General features: G+C 48.5%; 15 protein-coding genes and 1 pseudogene. 12 read left to right on the plus strand and 4 right to left on the minus strand.

Translation table 11 applies throughout. From position 1 onward, the window contains the following. Positions 1-218 precede the first annotated feature (218 nt). Together IC229_RS15185 and lysA are read right to left on the minus strand one after the other, a co-directional pair. Positions 219-932, minus strand: coding sequence for a YebC/PmpR family DNA-binding transcriptional regulator (locus IC229_RS15185; RefSeq protein WP_190887849.1), 714 nt, complete (start codon positions 930-932; stop codon positions 219-221). Positions 933-1,038: 106 nt separating this feature from the next. Next, on the minus strand, positions 1,039-2,301 hold the full coding sequence (lysA, locus tag IC229_RS15190) for a diaminopimelate decarboxylase (RefSeq protein ID WP_190887850.1): 1,263 nt from the start codon (positions 2,299-2,301) through the stop codon (positions 1,039-1,041). A gap of 42 nt (positions 2,302-2,343) precedes the next feature. Here lysA and IC229_RS15195 point away from each other — a divergent pair, with 42 nt between their 5' ends. From IC229_RS15195 to IC229_RS15240, 11 genes and pseudogenes are all read left to right on the plus strand, one after another. Further along, positions 2,344-3,732, plus strand: coding sequence for an alkaline phosphatase D family protein (locus IC229_RS15195; protein ID WP_190887851.1), 1,389 nt, complete (start codon positions 2,344-2,346; stop codon positions 3,730-3,732). Between the two features lie 190 nt (positions 3,733-3,922). Then, a complete protein-coding gene (locus IC229_RS15200) occupies positions 3,923-4,645 on the plus strand; it encodes a 6-phosphogluconolactonase (RefSeq protein WP_190887852.1) in 723 nt (240 codons plus the stop codon). Between the two features lie 21 nt (positions 4,646-4,666). Beyond that, positions 4,667-5,977 (plus strand): NCS2 family permease, encoded by a 1,311-nt coding sequence (locus IC229_RS15205; RefSeq protein ID WP_190887853.1) that lies wholly within the window; start codon positions 4,667-4,669, stop codon positions 5,975-5,977. A gap of 155 nt (positions 5,978-6,132) precedes the next feature. Beyond that, positions 6,133-6,951 (plus strand): 5'-methylthioadenosine/adenosylhomocysteine nucleosidase, encoded by an 819-nt coding sequence (locus tag IC229_RS15210; RefSeq protein ID WP_190887854.1) that lies wholly within the window; start codon positions 6,133-6,135, stop codon positions 6,949-6,951. A gap of 92 nt (positions 6,952-7,043) precedes the next feature. Next, positions 7,044-7,685: a porin family protein gene (locus IC229_RS15215; protein ID WP_190887855.1), complete on the plus strand. Its 642-nt coding sequence runs from the start codon at positions 7,044-7,046 to the stop codon at positions 7,683-7,685. A 237-nt stretch (positions 7,686-7,922) separates the two neighbouring features. Then, positions 7,923-9,110, plus strand: a complete 1,188-nt coding sequence (locus tag IC229_RS15220) for a hypothetical protein (RefSeq protein WP_190887856.1) — start codon at positions 7,923-7,925, stop codon at positions 9,108-9,110. 190 nt (positions 9,111-9,300) lie between these two features. Next, positions 9,301-9,900 (plus strand): hypothetical protein, encoded by a 600-nt coding sequence (locus IC229_RS15225; RefSeq protein ID WP_190887857.1) that lies wholly within the window; start codon positions 9,301-9,303, stop codon positions 9,898-9,900. A gap of 18 nt (positions 9,901-9,918) precedes the next feature. After that, a pseudogene (locus IC229_RS15230) lies at positions 9,919-10,233 on the plus strand (tetratricopeptide repeat protein); the annotation flags it as partial. Continuing rightward, positions 10,169-11,290, plus strand: coding sequence for a hypothetical protein (locus tag IC229_RS15235; protein WP_190887859.1), 1,122 nt, complete (start codon positions 10,169-10,171; stop codon positions 11,288-11,290). The pseudogene IC229_RS15230 and the gene IC229_RS15235, both read left to right, overlap by 65 nt. Further along, a complete protein-coding gene (locus IC229_RS35735) occupies positions 11,287-11,415 on the plus strand; it encodes a hypothetical protein (protein WP_262893392.1) in 129 nt (42 codons plus the stop codon). Before IC229_RS15235 ends, IC229_RS35735 begins: the two co-directional genes overlap by 4 nt. Before the next feature lie 168 nt (positions 11,416-11,583). Next, on the plus strand, positions 11,584-13,482 hold the full coding sequence (locus IC229_RS15240; protein ID WP_190887860.1) for an AAA domain-containing protein: 1,899 nt from the start codon (positions 11,584-11,586) through the stop codon (positions 13,480-13,482). A 77-nt stretch (positions 13,483-13,559) separates the two neighbouring features. On the opposite strand, the gene IC229_RS15245 is transcribed toward IC229_RS15240, so the two are convergent. Next, entirely contained in the window at positions 13,560-14,447 is an 888-nt protein-coding gene (locus tag IC229_RS15245) for a sugar phosphate isomerase/epimerase family protein (RefSeq protein WP_190887861.1), read from the minus strand. 80 nt (positions 14,448-14,527) lie between these two features. Next, a complete protein-coding gene (locus tag IC229_RS15250) occupies positions 14,528-15,310 on the minus strand; it encodes a phytanoyl-CoA dioxygenase family protein (protein WP_190887862.1) in 783 nt (260 codons plus the stop codon). A gap of 374 nt (positions 15,311-15,684) precedes the next feature. On the opposite strand from IC229_RS15250, the gene IC229_RS15255 reads away from it, so the two are divergent. Then, complete coding sequence (locus IC229_RS15255; protein ID WP_190887863.1) at positions 15,685-16,434, plus strand: pseudouridine synthase; 750 nt, start codon at positions 15,685-15,687, stop codon at positions 16,432-16,434. Positions 16,435-16,550: the final 116 nt, after the last annotated feature.

Genomic DNA, 16,550 nt, shown 5'->3' on the forward strand with positions numbered 1-16,550 from the left:
CTGTATTATTACGAAGCCACCGTCAGTTTCGCGGTGGCTGACAGGAACGCCCCCCCGCAAATCGTCAAAGGCTGGGTGCAAATCCTGCGCGAAGGCGTGACGATGCGGTAGAAAGGAGTGATAATTGATGAACGATGAGAGATGAGTTCGCTGACGCCAAAAATAAAAGCATGCGTCAGCGAACTCATCTCTCATCGTTCATCAATTATCACTCCTTTCTATTTCATGTTATGATACACCGTCTGAACGTCGTCGTCCTCTTCGATACGTTCGATGAGTTTTTCTACGTCGGCGACTTCTTCGTCGGTTAATTCTTTGTAATCGTTCGGAATCCGCTCAAATTCAGCCTGTTTGATTTCATAGCCTTTTTCTTCCAGGAACTTCTGAAGGCTTCCGAAAGCAGTGAATTCGCCGTAGATGACGAGTTGATTCGTTTCATCGTCAAGCTCGATTTCATCTCCCCCAATATCAATCAGTTCAAGTTCGAGTTCTTCCTGGTCAATACCCTCCGCCGGAATTCGAAATACCGATTTCCGGTCAAACATAAAGTCGAGCATCCCCTGCGTACCCAGGCTGCCACCGAGTTTATTCAGGTAGCTCCGAATGTTGGCAACGGTGCGATTGTGATTGTCAGTAGCGGTTTCGATAACCAGTGCAATACCGTGTGGCGCATAGGCCTCATACACGATTTCCTTATAATCCTCCTGATCTTTCGACGAAGCTTTTTTGATGGCCCGCTCCACATTGTCTTTCGGCATGTTAGCGGCTTTGGCGTTCTGGATGATAGCCCGAAGCCGGCCGTTACTATCCGGGTCGGGGCCTCCGGCCTTCACGGCCATTACGATGTCTTTGCCGATGCGGGTAAAAGTCTTGGCCATTTGCCCCCAGCGTTTCATTTTGCGGGCTTTCCGGTATTCAAATGCGCGTCCCATTTTTTAGAACAATGTATAATGAAGAATGTATGTCAATAGAACGCTGATCTTTATGATTGATCTGATTTTCTAACTAAGAACAGGTAAATCAGATCAATCATAAAGATCAGCGTTCTATTTTATTTAAAACCGTTGTTTCAAGTTCAATAATTTCCTGACCACGTAGCAAATCCTCGAAGGTTTCGCGCTGACGAATCAGATGCGGTTTGCCTTCGTAGACCAGTACTTCGGCGGGCCGGGGCCGCGAATTATAATTCGACGACATCGAAAATCCATACGCACCTGCATTCTCGAATGATAGTACGTCGCCCGTACGAACTTCGGGCAGCATACGATCTGTAGCGAACGTATCGGTTTCGCAGATGTAGCCCACTACGTCGTAAAGATGCTCCTCACCGGTCGGATTTGATACGTTCAGAATGTGGTGATACGCATCGTACATCATCGGACGTATCAGGTGATTGAGGCCCGAGTTGACCTGCGCGAACGTACGGGTTGGGTTCTTTTTCACTACGTTCACTTCCGTCAGCAGATGCCCGCTTTCGCTCACCAGCAGTTTGCCGGGTTCGAAACACAATTCCAGTTCACGCCCGTAACGGTCGCAGAACGACCGGAATGCCGCCGACACTTTTTTACCCAAATCGGTTAAATCCGTGAAATGATCGCCGGGGCGGTAGGCAACTTTGAAACCGCTACCAAAATCGATGAAGCGTAGATTAGGATAATCGGTAGCCAGGTCGAACAGCACATCGGCGATTTTCAGGAACGTATTGCCGTCCTTAAAATCGGAACCCGTATGAATGTGCAGGCCCACCAGCGGAATACCGTACTTCTCGACAATACCCTTGATTTCAGCCCGGTAATCATTTGGAATACCGAATTTGGAATTGCCGTGGCCGGTCTGAATTTTGAGGTTTCCGCCTTCGGTGATGCTGGGATTGATACGTAGCGCCACCGGATATTTGTTACCATACATTTGCCCGATCAGTTCGAGCAGGGGCAGGCTGTCGGCGTTCAGTTGAAGCCCCATCTCAAGCGCTTCCTGAATTTCGGGCCATGAATTACCGCTGGGCGTAAACATAATCTGCGCTGGCTCGAAACCAGCCAGCAACGCCAGTCGGGCTTCGTTGACTGACACCACTTCAATGTCGATACCCTGCAATCGCATCAGCTTTAGGATCGATACGTTGGTCAGGGCTTTGGCCGCATATTTTATCTTCAGATTCACACCGGGAAACGCGTCCCGAAGTGCGCCGATTTTTTCGATAATTTTGTTGGCGTCGTACACGTATAAAGGCAAGCCGAACTCGTCGGCTATATCCAGTACGTTGACACCCTGAATCTGATAGGTTTGGTTATTGAGTTGCATACTTTCCTGAAACGAGCCGCAAAATTACGCTATCTTTCCCCCATGTACAAGATTCAATATTATCTGCTGGCACTTACGCTGGGATGCGTTTATCCTTCGTTCGGTCAACAGCCTCAGGTTGTTAAAGCCCGCATCAGTGGCCACGGAGGCCAGAAGGCAAACGTTACGTCTCAGCTCCAGTCAGGACCGATGGTTGGCTATTCCGATACGCGCGAAGTGATGCTCTGGGCACAGACTAAACAGCCCGCCAAAGTTCAGATTCGCTATCATGAAGTGGGCAAGTTAACACCCGTCCATCTGACCAATGAAGTACTAACCGACCGGAAAACGGCTTTTACAGCCCACCTGCTCGCCGATCAGGTGGACCCCGGAAAAAAGTACGAGTACGAGCTGTTAATCGGGGGCCAGAAGGTGAGCCTGCCCTACCCGACCCAGTTTCAAACCCAAAGCCTGTGGCAGTGGCGGACGGACCCGACGGCTTTTCGTTTCGGCGTCGGAAGCTGCACCTACGTCAACGAACCTGAATACGACCGACCTGGCAAACCCTACGGCGGAGGCTACGAAATTTTTTCGGCTATTTCAGCGCAGAAACCCGATTTCATGCTCTGGACGGGCGACAATACGTATACCCGCGAGGTAGACTGGAACAGCCGAACCGGTGTTTTAAAACGCTACACACACACACGCTCGTTGCCCGAAATGCAGCCGCTGCTGGCGAATACGCATAACTACGCTACGTGGGACGACCACGATTTCGGCCCGAACGACGCCGACCGCTCGTACTGGCTCAAACCCGTTACGTTGGAAGCGTTCAAACTGTTCTGGACAAATCCGAACTACGTGTTTCCGGAGGGATGCGCCGGTACGTTCTTCTGGAACGATTGCCAGTTTTTTCTGCTCGACGACCGTACATTCCGTGCGCCCAACGACATGCCCGACGGTCCAGCCAAGGCGTATTTTGGCGATACGCAAATTCAGTGGCTGGTGGATGCCCTGACGTTCAGCCGTGCTACGTTCAAATTTATCGTAACGGGCGGTCAGATCATCAATCCGACGGAAGCGTTTGAAAACTACTCCATTTACGGCACCGAGCGAAAGCGTTTTTTTGCCGCGATTGCCGAAGCGAAAATTCCGGGTGTGCTGTTCATCACCGGCGACCGACACCATTCCATTCTGCATAAATTAGATCGTTCTGGTACGTATCCATTATACGATCTGACCATTTCTCCCTTGACATCGTCCGTAGCACAACCCCGCGCCGACGAACTCAAACAGTCAACTTATGTGGATAATACGTTAGTTACCGAACGGAATTTCGGTTTGCTGAGCGTGAGTGGCCCACTAAATGATCGGGTGCTCAACATAAAAGTATTTGACCAGAAAGGCACCGAGCGATGGAGCCGTGATTTACGGGCCAGCGAGTTGAAATAGCTAGCATTTTTGTCATGCTGAGGCACGAAGCATCTTAAGGTATCATCACTCTCAAGTTTGTATGCTTTAAGATGCCTCGTGCCTCAGCATGACAAAAATGCTCTTTTTGGGCCTTAGGTATGACTGTTTAAACTGATTCATTACCAACTTTGCTCCAATTTCAGGCAACTGCCACCAAGTATCAAAATTCATGACTATCCAGAAATTTCCTGATTACGAAACTCTTTCACAACGTACCGCCGAACACATGGTGGCTGTTATTAACCAAAAACCAGACGCACTGATTTGTGTTACGTCGGGTGATACGCCTACCGAAACGTATCATCGGTTTGCAGCACTGGTACAGGCCGGACACGCAGATATTAGCCGATGCACGTTTGTTGGTTTAGACGAATGGGTTGGTTTTACCCCCTCCGACGCCGGTAGCTGCACGAATTACCTCTTCCGCGACCTATTTATCCCGCTTGAGTTGCCTTCGGAGCAAATTTATATTTTCGATGCTACCTCCAACGATCTCGAAGCTGAATGCGCACGTATTGATACGTTGATCGACTCACATGGCGGGCTGGATTTAATGCTGGTGGGTATGGGCATGAACGGGCATATTGGGCTGAATGAGCCGGGAACGCCGTTTACGCTGGGATGCCACGTTGGCGATCTGGCCGAAAGCACCGTCACCGTCGGGCAGAAGTATTTTGAGAAAGAAACAACGTTAACACAAGGCATTACGTTGGGGCTACGCCATCTGACCGGCGCGCACGATGCCATTATGCTGGTGAGTGGCGAAAAGAAAGCCGCTACGTTACGTGAGGCACTTACTGGTCCCGTTACCGAAGAATTACCTGCCAGCATCGTGCAAACGGGTTCCAATATTAGGGTCTGGTTTGATGAACCAGCAGGACAGCTTTTGTAACGCATTGCAAATGAGCACATAATGACCAAAAACGCTCAAAATACACGTACTGAAATTCTCGCAGGCATTTCCACATTCCTAGCCACGATGTACATCATTGTGGTGAATCCGGCGATTCTGAGTCAGTCGGGTTTGCCGTTTAGTGGTGTGCTGACTGCTACGGTACTGTTATCGTTTTTTTGCAGTTTGATGATGGGACTTTACGCCCGCAACCCGATTGTAGTAGCGCCGGGGATGGGCATGAATGCGTTTTTCACGTTTACGGCGGTGAAAGGCATGGGTATCCGGCCTGAAGTAGCATTGGGGGCCGTTTTCTGGGCGGGCGTGCTGTTTTTGCTGTTGTCGGTACTGAATGTTCGGTCGGCCATTGTGCGGGCAATTCCGCAACCGCTACGTTACGCAGTTTCGGCGGGTATTGGGCTGTTCATTACGTTGATTGGTTTTGAAAATGCGCATTTCATCATTGCCAATCCCGCTACGTTGGTCAGCGTTGCCCGTTTGAATGATCCGATCATCCTGACATTTGTATTCGGGTTGCTGCTCACGAGTGTGTTAGTCGTGCGCGACGTACCGGGGGCTATTATCATCGGAATTGTACTCACTACGTTGGTTGCGTGGCCCATTGGCCGGTATTGGGGTGATGCATCGGCGATTAATTTCGGCCAGAAAACGCTGGTCAATTTTGGCGAAATCTGGGCCAATCCTGACTTTTCGTTGCTGGGGAAACTGGATTTTATGGGTGCGCTGAAATGGTCACTGTGGCCGGTTATTTTTGCCTTTGCCTTCACTGATTTGTTCGATAGTTTGTCTACGTTCGTTGGGGTAGCCGAAGCGGGTGGTTTGCAGGACAGCGATGGCAATCCTCGAAACCTGAACCGCTCCCTGTTGACCGACGCTGTGGCTACTACGTTGGCGGGCGTGTTTGGTACGAGTCCCGGCACGGCGTATATCGAATCGGCAGTGGGCATTGCGCAGGGCGGACGTACCGGTCTGACAGCGGTAGTTGCCGGCTGTTGTTTTTTACCGTTTCTGTTTCTTTCTCCGCTTTTATCCGTCATTCCGGCCATTGCTACAGCTCCGGCGCTGGTGTTGGTGGGCGCGTTCATGATGCAACCCATCACGCGCATCAACTGGGGGCAACTGGACGACGCGCTGCCTGCTTTTTTGGCGCTGGTGCTGATTCCGTTCAGTTACTCCATCACGCAGGGACTCATCTGGGGATTTTTATCCTGGACTGTGATAAAAGTGGCCGTAGGCAAACATAAAGAAGTGTCGCTCGGCCTCTGGATTGTGGATGTGTTTTGCATACTGGCGTTGACGACCGGGCAGTAAATAACGTAACTTATGGGTAGTTACTTTTTGTCATCCTTCCTTCGTCAGGATGACAAAAATCCGACAAAGCTTTATTAATCAACTATTTACTCTTTCAAATACTCATAATTCACGTTATGCTACATAGTGAACGTAACGTATCGACCTGATCTCTAATGAAAAAAACGATATTCCTATTACTTCTTGCCCAACTTGCTTTTGGGCAGCGTTATAAACCGAAACCCGTTATTGGCCTATTAGGTGCCTTCGGGGCCGAAGTTGCGCTTGTTAAAGAATCTCTCAAAAAGCCCAAAGCGGTGATGGTCGATGGTGTTACGTTCACCTGTGGGCGGCTGGGAAAACAACGGGTTGTACTCGCTGAAACAGGTATTGGAAAAGTAAATGCGGCCATGACTACTACGTTGCTTCTCAGCAGGTTTCGCCCCCAAAAAGTACTCTTTACGGGTATTGCGGGCGGCACGAATCCGGATTTACAACCGGGTGATATTGTGATTGCCCGTCAGACGGCACACCATGATTACGGGTCTATCACCGACAAAAACACGCCGACGCGCCAAACCCGGAATGCCATTACAAAAGAGTTTAATCCAGTCTTTTTTCCAGCCGATTCCACGCTGCTCCATCTGGCCGAAACCGTTGTCAGCAACGTATCGTTTGAAGGCATTCCGCTGGCTTCGGGCGGTGTTTCAAACCGGCCCGTCAAAGTGACGACGGGTACGGTGGTGACGGGCGACGTATTTGTGGCATCGCCGACCAAAGTGAGTAGTCTGCGTGCCGATTTTGGCGCCGATGCTACTGAAATGGAAGGAGCCGCTGTTGCGCAGGTTTGTTACCAGATTCAGGTTCCCCACCTAATTATTCGGAGTCTAAGTGATCGTGCCGACGCCGAAGCTCATATCGCTTACGACAAATTTTACCCAATGGCGGCCCGCAATTCCGCTAAAGTAGTCATCGCCATAGTGAAGGCATTGTAAATAATTAATGTACTTCAATGTTAACAGAAAACATACATTTAGGTACATATTTCGTATTATTGCCCCAGTTTCACTAATTAATTTAATCACGCATGAAAAAATTTACAGTACTCACCGTTTGTCTGTTCATTACTGTTTTAACCTCGTTTGCGCAGGTGAGAATTGGCGTAACAGGGGGTTTGCAAATGGCGAACCAGAAGAATTCCATTGGTGGCTTTTCCATCAGCGGAACCAACCGAATTGGCTACACGGCCGGCCTGCTGATCGATGCTGCATTATCCGAAAGTTTTTCAATCAGACCGCAGATTTTATATTCTGTAAAAGGGACAAAATTTGATTTAGGGGGTCTATCCGGCGGATTGGCAAACGGTAATGTAACCTTAGCCTTTAACTATATCGAAGTTCCAATCCAGGTAACTTATGGACTCGAAGCGGGTCCGGGGCGGTTGGTGCTGGGAGCAGGACCATATGTCGGTTACGCGCTGAGCGGAACGACAAGCGGGTCTGTTCAGGGACAGTCGGGTAGCGAAAACATTGAATTCGGTTCAGCTGAAGATCAGGTAAAACGCCTTGATTATGGACTGCGTTTATCGGGTGGTTATGAGTTATCTTCCGGATTATCTATTTCGGCTTTCTATTCACCCGGACTGGCTAATCTGGCGAATGGGTCTAATCAAACAACCACGAATACAGCCTTTGGTCTCACCTTAGGTTTCCTGTTTGGAGGGGAGTAATACAACCCAATTTTTCGGTATAAAAGACAAGTCCACTTGGTTTTACCAAGTGGACTTGTCTTTTATAAAGTAATTCTTCTTTGGCCCATTAATCCCATTTTGAGTATTTTCCAGAGCAAAACCTTTTCTTTTTTGCATTGCAACGCTGTAATTGTCAAGCGACTACGATTAAATTTGAGGCAGAGACCTAACCTCGCTCGTCGTTAAAATTAATAGTATCAGAAACTACCGTACATTATGAATCGCATCACTACGTATTTAATTGGTCCCGAACTGGTCTGGCTCTTGTTGTACATTTGTGCCCGTGTACTGACTAACAATAATCAGCCTCCCACGCCAGACGGAAACGCCCAACTGGAAAATCTGCAATGGTACGTTGCCCTGCTGGGTGTGTTGGTTTCATTCATTCCTTTATTCTGGGTCAGCGACCATCTTTGGTGGTGGTTACTACGTATCGGTGTAGCCGGAATAATTGGCGTGATCGTTATTAACCTGACCCTGATTGGCGGAATCGATTATGGAGACAGCCGGAATTCGGGAATCGGTTCAACGCTATTCCTCACCGTTCCGCTGGGCGGGTTACTCCTACTGATTGGGGTGGGTACAGTTGCTGTCGCTACGTGGTTGAAGTGGGATTTTCGACCCGTTTTAAAGTGGTCATTAATACTTGTCGGCAGTTTAACAGTAATTTTATTGTGGACGAGTTGCACTAGTAAAACAGAAAAGAAGCAAGCGAACGAAGCCTCGGCAAACGGCTCTCCATCCGACACACTTACGCATAAATGGTCTACAGAACAGTGTGAGTATGTAAGTACGTATGATCCGGGGCGTTACACCGAATCACAATTGATTGCTACGTCTGCTCTCTGGTACGACAGCTGGTATCTTGAGTCTTTTTTCATTGCAGGTATTCCCGAAGATATACAGCAACTTAATCTCGATACGCTCCATCAGGACTATCTACGCACGAAGGAGAAATTGAAAAAACTGACCGTTGTTGATGTGCCTTACTGGAAAAAGTTGAAGGAGCAGCGACTGCAATCTATTGACTCGGAATATCAGTTGAAAATACTAGCCATTAACGCCTACAAAAATCCAGCGTTGCTACGTCAGACCACCTACGATAAAGCGGCTGCTCCGTATGTGAATGCGCTCATTGCGGGCGATTCAACTACACTCCTGTCGGCCTGGAAACAGCTACATGAAGACCAGAAAAAGACCAGCGGATTACCTGAACAGTTAGAACGTGAGTTCAAAAAGAAATTCAACAGCCCTAATCGGGTAGCGATGGCGCAGGTAGAGTTGATGCAGGGCTGGTGGCGTTTCGTTACGCAGCGCATTCCCTACGCAACGCCAGATGCACAAATGGAAAAGGAATATAAAGCGCTATTCGTAACGACTAAAGCTATGTGTCCGGAGCCATAACGAACCGCCATTTCGCGCTAAACAAAGCGAATCGGCGGATTTTTGTCAACCTATACAGCTTAGTATTATAAATCATTTATACAACTGAAAATCAACCTTTTCAAAAGTAGTGTAGCTGACCTTAACAGATAAAATTATCATGTAACTTCGTGCTTTTGGGGCCCAGATATCCTCCACTCCTTTACCCGTTATGATTCGTAGTTCAGTCATTTTCCAAGTGGCTTGTTTGCTGGCTATAACATGGCTGAACGCGGGAAAAACATCTGCCCAGATCAATCAACTGGCTAGCCTGTCGCCCGATGACCGGATAATCTGGCTCTGTAATAGTAACTGGGATAAAGACACCACCACGCAGGTCCAGATCGACAGCATCAGGCAACTAGCCAGACAACTTAACGACGAACGATTATACTGGTATACGACCGTACAAAAGATTGCTATTCGGGCTACTGCTCAACGTATTGCAAAAAAAACAGTAACTGCTTATGCCAACGCTGATGCACTTATGGAAACCTCCCCTGTCGAATCCGTGCGAGGAGGCTATTATTTCATGCAGGGGCAATTTTACCTATACGAGGAAAAAAATTTCACGAAAGCATTCCGGCTTCTTTTCAGGGTACGTAACATTTTTGAAAAGGTCGGCTATGCCAACCTACCCGATGCCGTTATTTATCTCAGCCGACTGGGCGAAGATTATTACTGGTTCGAAGATTATCGAAATGCCATTCATTACCTGGAACTAGCCGCCAAATACCCCTGCGACAGAATCCGGCAGCATGCTTCGCAATAGTTCTATTGTCAGAATACGCTCGGAATGGCCTATCAGCGATTGAAAGAATACGCCAAAGCCGAGCAGGTGTTTCGGAACGTAATGTGCCTGGCAAAAGCGCAGAACAACATAACCTGGGTTGGTATTGGAAGCGGCAATCTGGGTAATACGTTACGTTTGCAGGGGAAACATCGAGAAGCCCTCCCCTATTTGTATCAGGACGTAGCAAGCCAGTGGGGGCGAATACGTAGCGGTCGTAACAAATACCTGCACAAGCCTGACCTCAACGGTGTTCAGTCTCAGCATAAATGTCCCAACCGGACGAGCGTATGTAAGGAGCGCTACTGGAACTAACGACGGCACCAGTTGGCCCAATGCCATTACCAGTCTTCAGTCGGCCCTTCAACCCGGCTGTCCGCTCCCGGAGGTTTGGGTCGCCAGGGGCGTATACAAACCGACCGCTACCACCAACCGTGCGATTAGCTTTACGATAGCTAACGGTGTGTCAGTTTACGGTGGCTTTGCGGGTAATGAAACCAGCCTGGTTGGTCGAAATCTGTCGCTTAACCCGACAGTTCTCAGTGGCGACATTGATAATGACGATACAAATACAGATGGAAATAGCATTGCCGAAAGCATTTCGGACGTGAAGGGGAATAACAGTTCCAACGTAGTGACCGTGCTCCCTTCCGCTGTAGCTCGGCTCGATGGATTTATCATAACAGGTGGTGTAGTCATTACTACTGGGGCCGATGATCGTGGAGCAGGGTTATATAGTCGTGGTCAAATCATGGTCGCCAATTGCCGATTCCACGGAAATAGAGGACTGAAAGGAGCAGCCATTGGTGTTTTTGGTGGTACGTTGATGTGCGTGAATACGTCTTTCTCCGGTAACCAGGCCGATAATGGCGGAGCCTTATTAACTAGTACCGGAAGCAGTACGTTGATCAACTGTACCGTGATGAATAACCACGTACTGAATGGCGGTGGGATTGGTGCAGACGCTGGCGCTAACGCTACGTTGCTCAACACTATAGTTTGGAATAATACCGCCCTAAACGCGAACTCTGTATATGGCTCACTGAACATAACATATAGTAATGTACAGAGCATAACAACGGTCATAGGCAACATCCAGCAGGATCCAATGGTCGAAAATGCAGCTCTCGGCTATTTACGACTGAAACTAGGTTCTCCAATGGTCAATATGGGCGGCCCAGCCACGACTACCAATCAGGCAGGCTTTTCTTTTCTGATCTGGCTGGCGCTCCTCGATTCAGTCGCGGACGTATCGATATCGGCGCCTATGAGTTTCAGGGGTCGGGTGGTCCTATTTTTACAACGAAAACCGGCAACTGGAACGATGCCAGTGTCTGGTCAATTGGGTTTGTGCCGCAGACAGGCGACATGATTGAAATTCAGTACAGTGTTACGTTACCAACCAGCTACGTAGCGTATTGCCAGCGCGCCAGCATGACCGCGACCGGTCGCATACGCTATGAATCGGGAGCGCGGTTATCCTTCCGTAACCTATAAATCAAGTTCCTAAATGAGCATTTTTTGTCATTCTGACGAAGGAAGAATCTTAGAGCATCCGAATTTAAGAGTGTTGGAAATTTAAGATTCTTCCTTCGTCAGAATGACAAAAAATACTATAGTGCATGGCTGAATCCATTCTCTACGTACCGCATTGTACCTTTGTGAATGGATTATTTCAAAAACCTGCTCCAATTACTCAAAACCGAACGGGATGAAGATCAGCGTCAATACCAGAAACTCACCGAAACTACGTCAATAGCCGAACGCCGGGCCGCTGGCCTGACCTGGTATCCGATTGCCATTCGCGGCAACGAAATGAGCCGGGGTGATTACCTGACCGTCGAAGTGGAACGTACTACACATCAGGACATTCCGCATCAGCTTCGGTTTGGAATGCCTGCCGTTTTGTTCAGCAACCACGACCCACGTAACGACCGCGTCGAAGGCACCGTAACTCACCAGAGCGGCAACCGACTCAAGATTACGCTACGTACCGACGAACTCCCTGACTGGTCGCGCGATGGCAAGCTGGGCGTGGAAGCCCTTTTCGACGACAATAGCTACGACGAAATGGAATCGGCGCTCAAAACGGCCAATACGTTAGGCGACAAATCTGAAAACCGGCTCATTCAAATCCTGACCGGAGAAAAAGTTGCTACGTTCCACACAGAAACATTTATGCCAACTTTCCCGAAACTGAATCCCAGTCAGGTAGCGGCTGTTGGAAAAATCCTGTCTGCCAACGAATTGGCGATTGTGCATGGCCCGCCGGGAACGGGCAAAACCACTACGTTGGTTCAGGCGATAAAAGCGCTTCATAAACAGGACAGTAAGAAAATATTGGTTGTCGCGCCCAGCAACACCGCTGTCGATTTGCTGAGCGAGAAACTGCACGATGAAGGACTGAACGTACTACGTGTCGGTAATCCGGCTCGCGTATCGGAGCGGCTGATGGCCCTGACGCTGGATCAGAAAGTGAGCGAACATCCGGCGATGAAAGAAGCCAAAAAGCTGAAAAAGCAGGCCAATGAGTTTCGCAATATGGCCCACAAATACAAGCGAAATTTTGGCAAAGCCGAACGCGACCAACGGAAAGCCCTGTTCGATGAAGCACACCGAATCATGAAGGACGTAGCAAACACCGAGCAGTACGTTATGGACGATCTGATTGCTAAAGCGCAGGTCATTACCGCTACGTTGGTGGGTGCTAATCATTACACCGTTCGTAATTTAACGTATCATACGGCAGTTATCGACGAAGCGGGTCAGGCACTGGAACCGGCCTGCTGGATTCCCATCCTGAAAGCACAAAAATTAGTTCTCGCCGGCGACCATTGCCAGCTTCCACCGACTATCAAATCGCCCGAATCGGCCCGGAATGGACTGGCCACTACGTTGCTCGAAAAATGTGTAGCACTTCAACCAGAGGCTGTTACGTTGCTCAATGAGCAATACCGAATGCACGAGCACATCATGGGTTACTCATCGCAGGTGTTTTATGAGAGTAAAGTGAAGGCCCACGAATCAGTAGCGCGTCATTCCCTGTTTGATGGTGATACGTCGCTGGCATTTGTCGATACGGCGGGTTGCGGATTCGAGGAAAAGCTGGAAGGTACCAGTTCGACCAATCCCGAAGAAGCGGCTTTGCTGATGAAGCATTTAACTCAACTGGTAACCAATCTGAGTACGCGCTACATCCGGGCAGACTTTCCGACTATTGCGGTTATTTCTCCCTACAAACAGCAGATCAGCATTTTGAAAGAATTGTTGCTACAAACCGCTGAACTTCAAGAATACCGAGACAAAATTTCGATAAACACCATCGACAGTTTTCAGGGGCAGGAACGTGACATTGTGTACATCTCCCTGACGCGTAGCAACACCGAGGGCGACATTGGTTTTCTGTCGGACATTCGACGAATGAACGTAGCGATGACCCGCGCCCGCAAAAAACTAATCGTTGTGGGCGACAGTGCTACGTTGGCCAGCCTGCCGTTCTACAGCGATTTCATTACGTATTCCGAAAATCTGAATGCTTATCAGAGTGCGTGGGAATGGATGTAGTTTTTTTGCGTAGGGCAGAGGGGTAGGGGCATAGGGCACGGAATGAAACTTTTCCTTATGCCTCTGCCCTACGCTTGTCAAACCTCCGCAAGTTGCTGTTTCACCACGGCTATACCTTTGGTGGCTTCAGCGTCAAAATCGTTCCAGACGCACTCCAGCGACAAGCCGCCTTGGTACTTTATCTGTTTTAAAGCCCGGAAATACGGCCGGAAATCATCGCCCTTCACGCCTGGTGCGCTACGTGTTTCTTTTTCGGCAATGTGGCAATGCGTGATATAATCGCCATATTTCACAATTTCCTGCGGACTTTCACTTTCTTTTAGCATGTGATAAATGTCGCACTGCAACTTAAACCAGGGATTTTTAACGGCCTGAATGATTTCGACGCCATCGGCCAGGCTGTTGATGAAATTGGTTTCTCCCCGATTAAGCGGTTCTACAGCAAGCGTGACGCCATATTTTTCGGCAATTGGCGCCATTTTCTGGCAGAGGGCGATGTGCTGTGCTTTGGCCTTGTCCCGGTCAAAACCGTCGGGAATGAACCGTGAACCACCACTGCCAAAAACAATATTTTTCGAGCCACATTCCTTCGCCCGACGTAGCGCCAGGTCAGCTCGTTCTAAAATGGCTTCATGGTGAATATCCGGCCCGACGGACTTTAGTTTTCCCGGAAAAAAATAGATGTAGGAACGTACCGGAAGGCCTTCTTTTTTCAATGCCGCTTTGTTCATTTCGTATTGAGCGTCCCCCCCGGTATCTGGAATTAAAAATTTACCAACACTTTCTTCCACGAAAGAACAGCCTAACCGTTTCAGTAAATCAGTTTTATCATACGTAGTACAAATGCCCAATGGCAGTGTGAGTCCGGCGGAAGATACGTTACTTAATGCAGACAACGTAGGCAAGGCAGCCAAAATGCTGGCCGAATATTTTATAAAATCTCTTCGTTCGATGTGATTCTGCATCTGCTTACAAACTGGCTGTATAGAATGGCCTAATAAGTTAGCAGATGCAGTTTTTTACTATACGGACTATAAATCACCAGCTACCTTTCCAGCGCTAACCGGATCGCTTTCTCTACGGGCGCGTACCCGTCTTTAGCCCCTTCAATTGTCAACTCATTTCTAAGTAACAAGGGAGGCTGCGCTAAAAATCGAGGTTCTTTACCCTGATGCGCCTGAGCCGCATGAGCCAGAAAAGGGTGGCACAAATAAACCGTTCCTGCCATACCAGTTGCTGTCACTACGTTACGTTCTGGCAACCCTTCCAGTTTGTTGGCTAATCCCATAAATGATAACCCTTGTTCACCAGCTGGTGCCAATAGTCTTGCTACGTCCAGATGCGAACCAACACGAATGCGCGTAGGGGCATCCTGTTCGCTAACATCTGAAAAAAGGAACAACATCAGTAGTGCCCGGCCTTTCGAGCGCACATTAATACGCCAATCAAAATAGTTATCAGGATCTGCACCCGGAAAACTGGCATCCACATGCCAGCCCGCATCGCCGGGGTCTTCATCCGACGGAAAACGGACTGGAAATGTGCCCATACTCATCGGCGGAATCCATCTTCCACGACCAATCAACTGATCGAATACCTGATGAAGAATTGGTGTATTAGCTGCCTGAACAAACGGTTCCTGCACATACATACCAAGTCGGACTACTGGTTTTATCCAGGTGGATGAATCATTCGGATCACAGCCTGTATCTCGCCAGAGGATGTTTCGAGCGGCCTCCGCTAACTGAGAAGGGAATGCGTTATCAATACGAATAAATCCCTTCGTTATAAATTGGTCTATTTGGTATTTTGTCAAAATTTCTTCCATGACTACGTAACAGGAAATGAGGTACTATACAGATTATAGGTATGCCTGAGTCAGCCGAAGGTCAGTGAGCAAGAGTCCTAATGTCGAAGCAAAAAGATGCGAATCAGGGGCTTAGCCTAATAAGCTCCTGTAAATAACCCTCGCTAAAAGCAATAGGGAAATGAGCCTAAAAAAGGCCAGATGTCAGAAAGACAGTGGAAAGAAATTTTAAAGCATTGGTGCCATCCTCATAATGACAAATGTAAAGCAAATCCCGCAAATGGTAATATTCAGCTCTCATCGTTGCTACGTAAGGGCTATCAGAGATACCGTGTAGTTTTAAATTTCTCGATAATCGAATGTATGTTACGTTTCCGCCATTCGTTTGCTTTAATATGGATTCGCCTATTCTGCCAGCTACTACGTCGCTACCGTTACCTATTCTTTACCAATCATCGGATTTGGTAGCTATTAATAAACCGCACGGATTGCTCGTTCATCGGTCGCCGATGGCTAGTGATGTCCGTGAATTTGCGGTTCAACGATTGCGCGATCAATTGGAGCAGCGCGTGTATCCGGTTCATCGGCTGGATCGAAAAACGGGCGGTGTACTCTTGTTCTCGTTGAACGAGTCGATGAATTCGGCGATGCAAATGCTTTTTGCAGAAGGTAGGGTCCATAAAACATACGTAGCAATCGTACGCGGCTACACACCCGATGCCATGACTATCGACTATCCACTACGTAAAGACGACGGACCAGACTCGAACGTAGTACAGGAAGCCATTACGTTCCTCAAAACGCTACAACGTACTGAGATTCCGTTCGCTTTTGGCAAACATGCTACGTCCCGCTACTCCCTGGTCGAACTTAATCCGGTAACGGGGCGTATGCATCAGTTGCGGAAACACATGGCGCACATCCTCCATCCCATCATTGGCGACCGCCCCCACGGCTGCAACAAGCAGAACAAACTTTTTAAGGAGCATTTCGAGATGAATACCATGCTGCTACATGCGCAACGTATTGAATTCGACCATCCTGCTACGTCGGAACGGATTGTGATACGTGCTCCCTGGCAGTCGGAGTTTGAGCGAATGATGGGAATGTTGTTTTGGGGAAACGTCAATTCAATAATTTCTTAAGTGCTTCGGGATCAGGCAATACGTTACGTAGATGGTCGAGCATATTAAGGCTAAGCTAATACGTTGCTGCGTCCCTTGAGTTGTAAATTTCTGGAAAGCCTATTTCCCTATTTTCT

The sequence above is a fragment of the Spirosoma profusum genome (assembly GCF_014699005.1).
GTDB lineage: Bacteria > Bacteroidota > Bacteroidia > Cytophagales > Spirosomataceae > Spirosoma > Spirosoma profusum.

Coding starts and splice junctions, on each gene's coding strand:
- IC229_RS15185 (WP_190887849.1), bottom strand. CDS start 932: ATGGGACGCGCATTTGAATACCGGAAAGCCCGCAAAATGAAACGCTGG.
- lysA (WP_190887850.1), bottom strand. CDS start 2,301: ATGCAACTCAATAACCAAACCTATCAGATTCAGGGTGTCAACGTACTG.
- IC229_RS15195 (WP_190887851.1), top strand. CDS start 2,344: ATGTACAAGATTCAATATTATCTGCTGGCACTTACGCTGGGATGCGTT.
- IC229_RS15200 (WP_190887852.1), top strand. CDS start 3,923: ATGACTATCCAGAAATTTCCTGATTACGAAACTCTTTCACAACGTACC.
- IC229_RS15205 (WP_190887853.1), top strand. CDS start 4,667: ATGACCAAAAACGCTCAAAATACACGTACTGAAATTCTCGCAGGCATT.
- IC229_RS15210 (WP_190887854.1), top strand. CDS start 6,133: ATGAAAAAAACGATATTCCTATTACTTCTTGCCCAACTTGCTTTTGGG.
- IC229_RS15215 (WP_190887855.1), top strand. CDS start 7,044: ATGAAAAAATTTACAGTACTCACCGTTTGTCTGTTCATTACTGTTTTA.
- IC229_RS15220 (WP_190887856.1), top strand. CDS start 7,923: ATGAATCGCATCACTACGTATTTAATTGGTCCCGAACTGGTCTGGCTC.
- IC229_RS15225 (WP_190887857.1), top strand. CDS start 9,301: ATGATTCGTAGTTCAGTCATTTTCCAAGTGGCTTGTTTGCTGGCTATA.
- IC229_RS35735 (WP_262893392.1), top strand. CDS start 11,287: ATGATTGAAATTCAGTACAGTGTTACGTTACCAACCAGCTACGTAGCG.
- IC229_RS15240 (WP_190887860.1), top strand. CDS start 11,584: ATGGATTATTTCAAAAACCTGCTCCAATTACTCAAAACCGAACGGGAT.
- IC229_RS15245 (WP_190887861.1), bottom strand. CDS start 14,447: ATGCAGAATCACATCGAACGAAGAGATTTTATAAAATATTCGGCCAGC.
- IC229_RS15250 (WP_190887862.1), bottom strand. CDS start 15,310: ATGGAAGAAATTTTGACAAAATACCAAATAGACCAATTTATAACGAAG.
- IC229_RS15255 (WP_190887863.1), top strand. CDS start 15,685: ATGGATTCGCCTATTCTGCCAGCTACTACGTCGCTACCGTTACCTATT.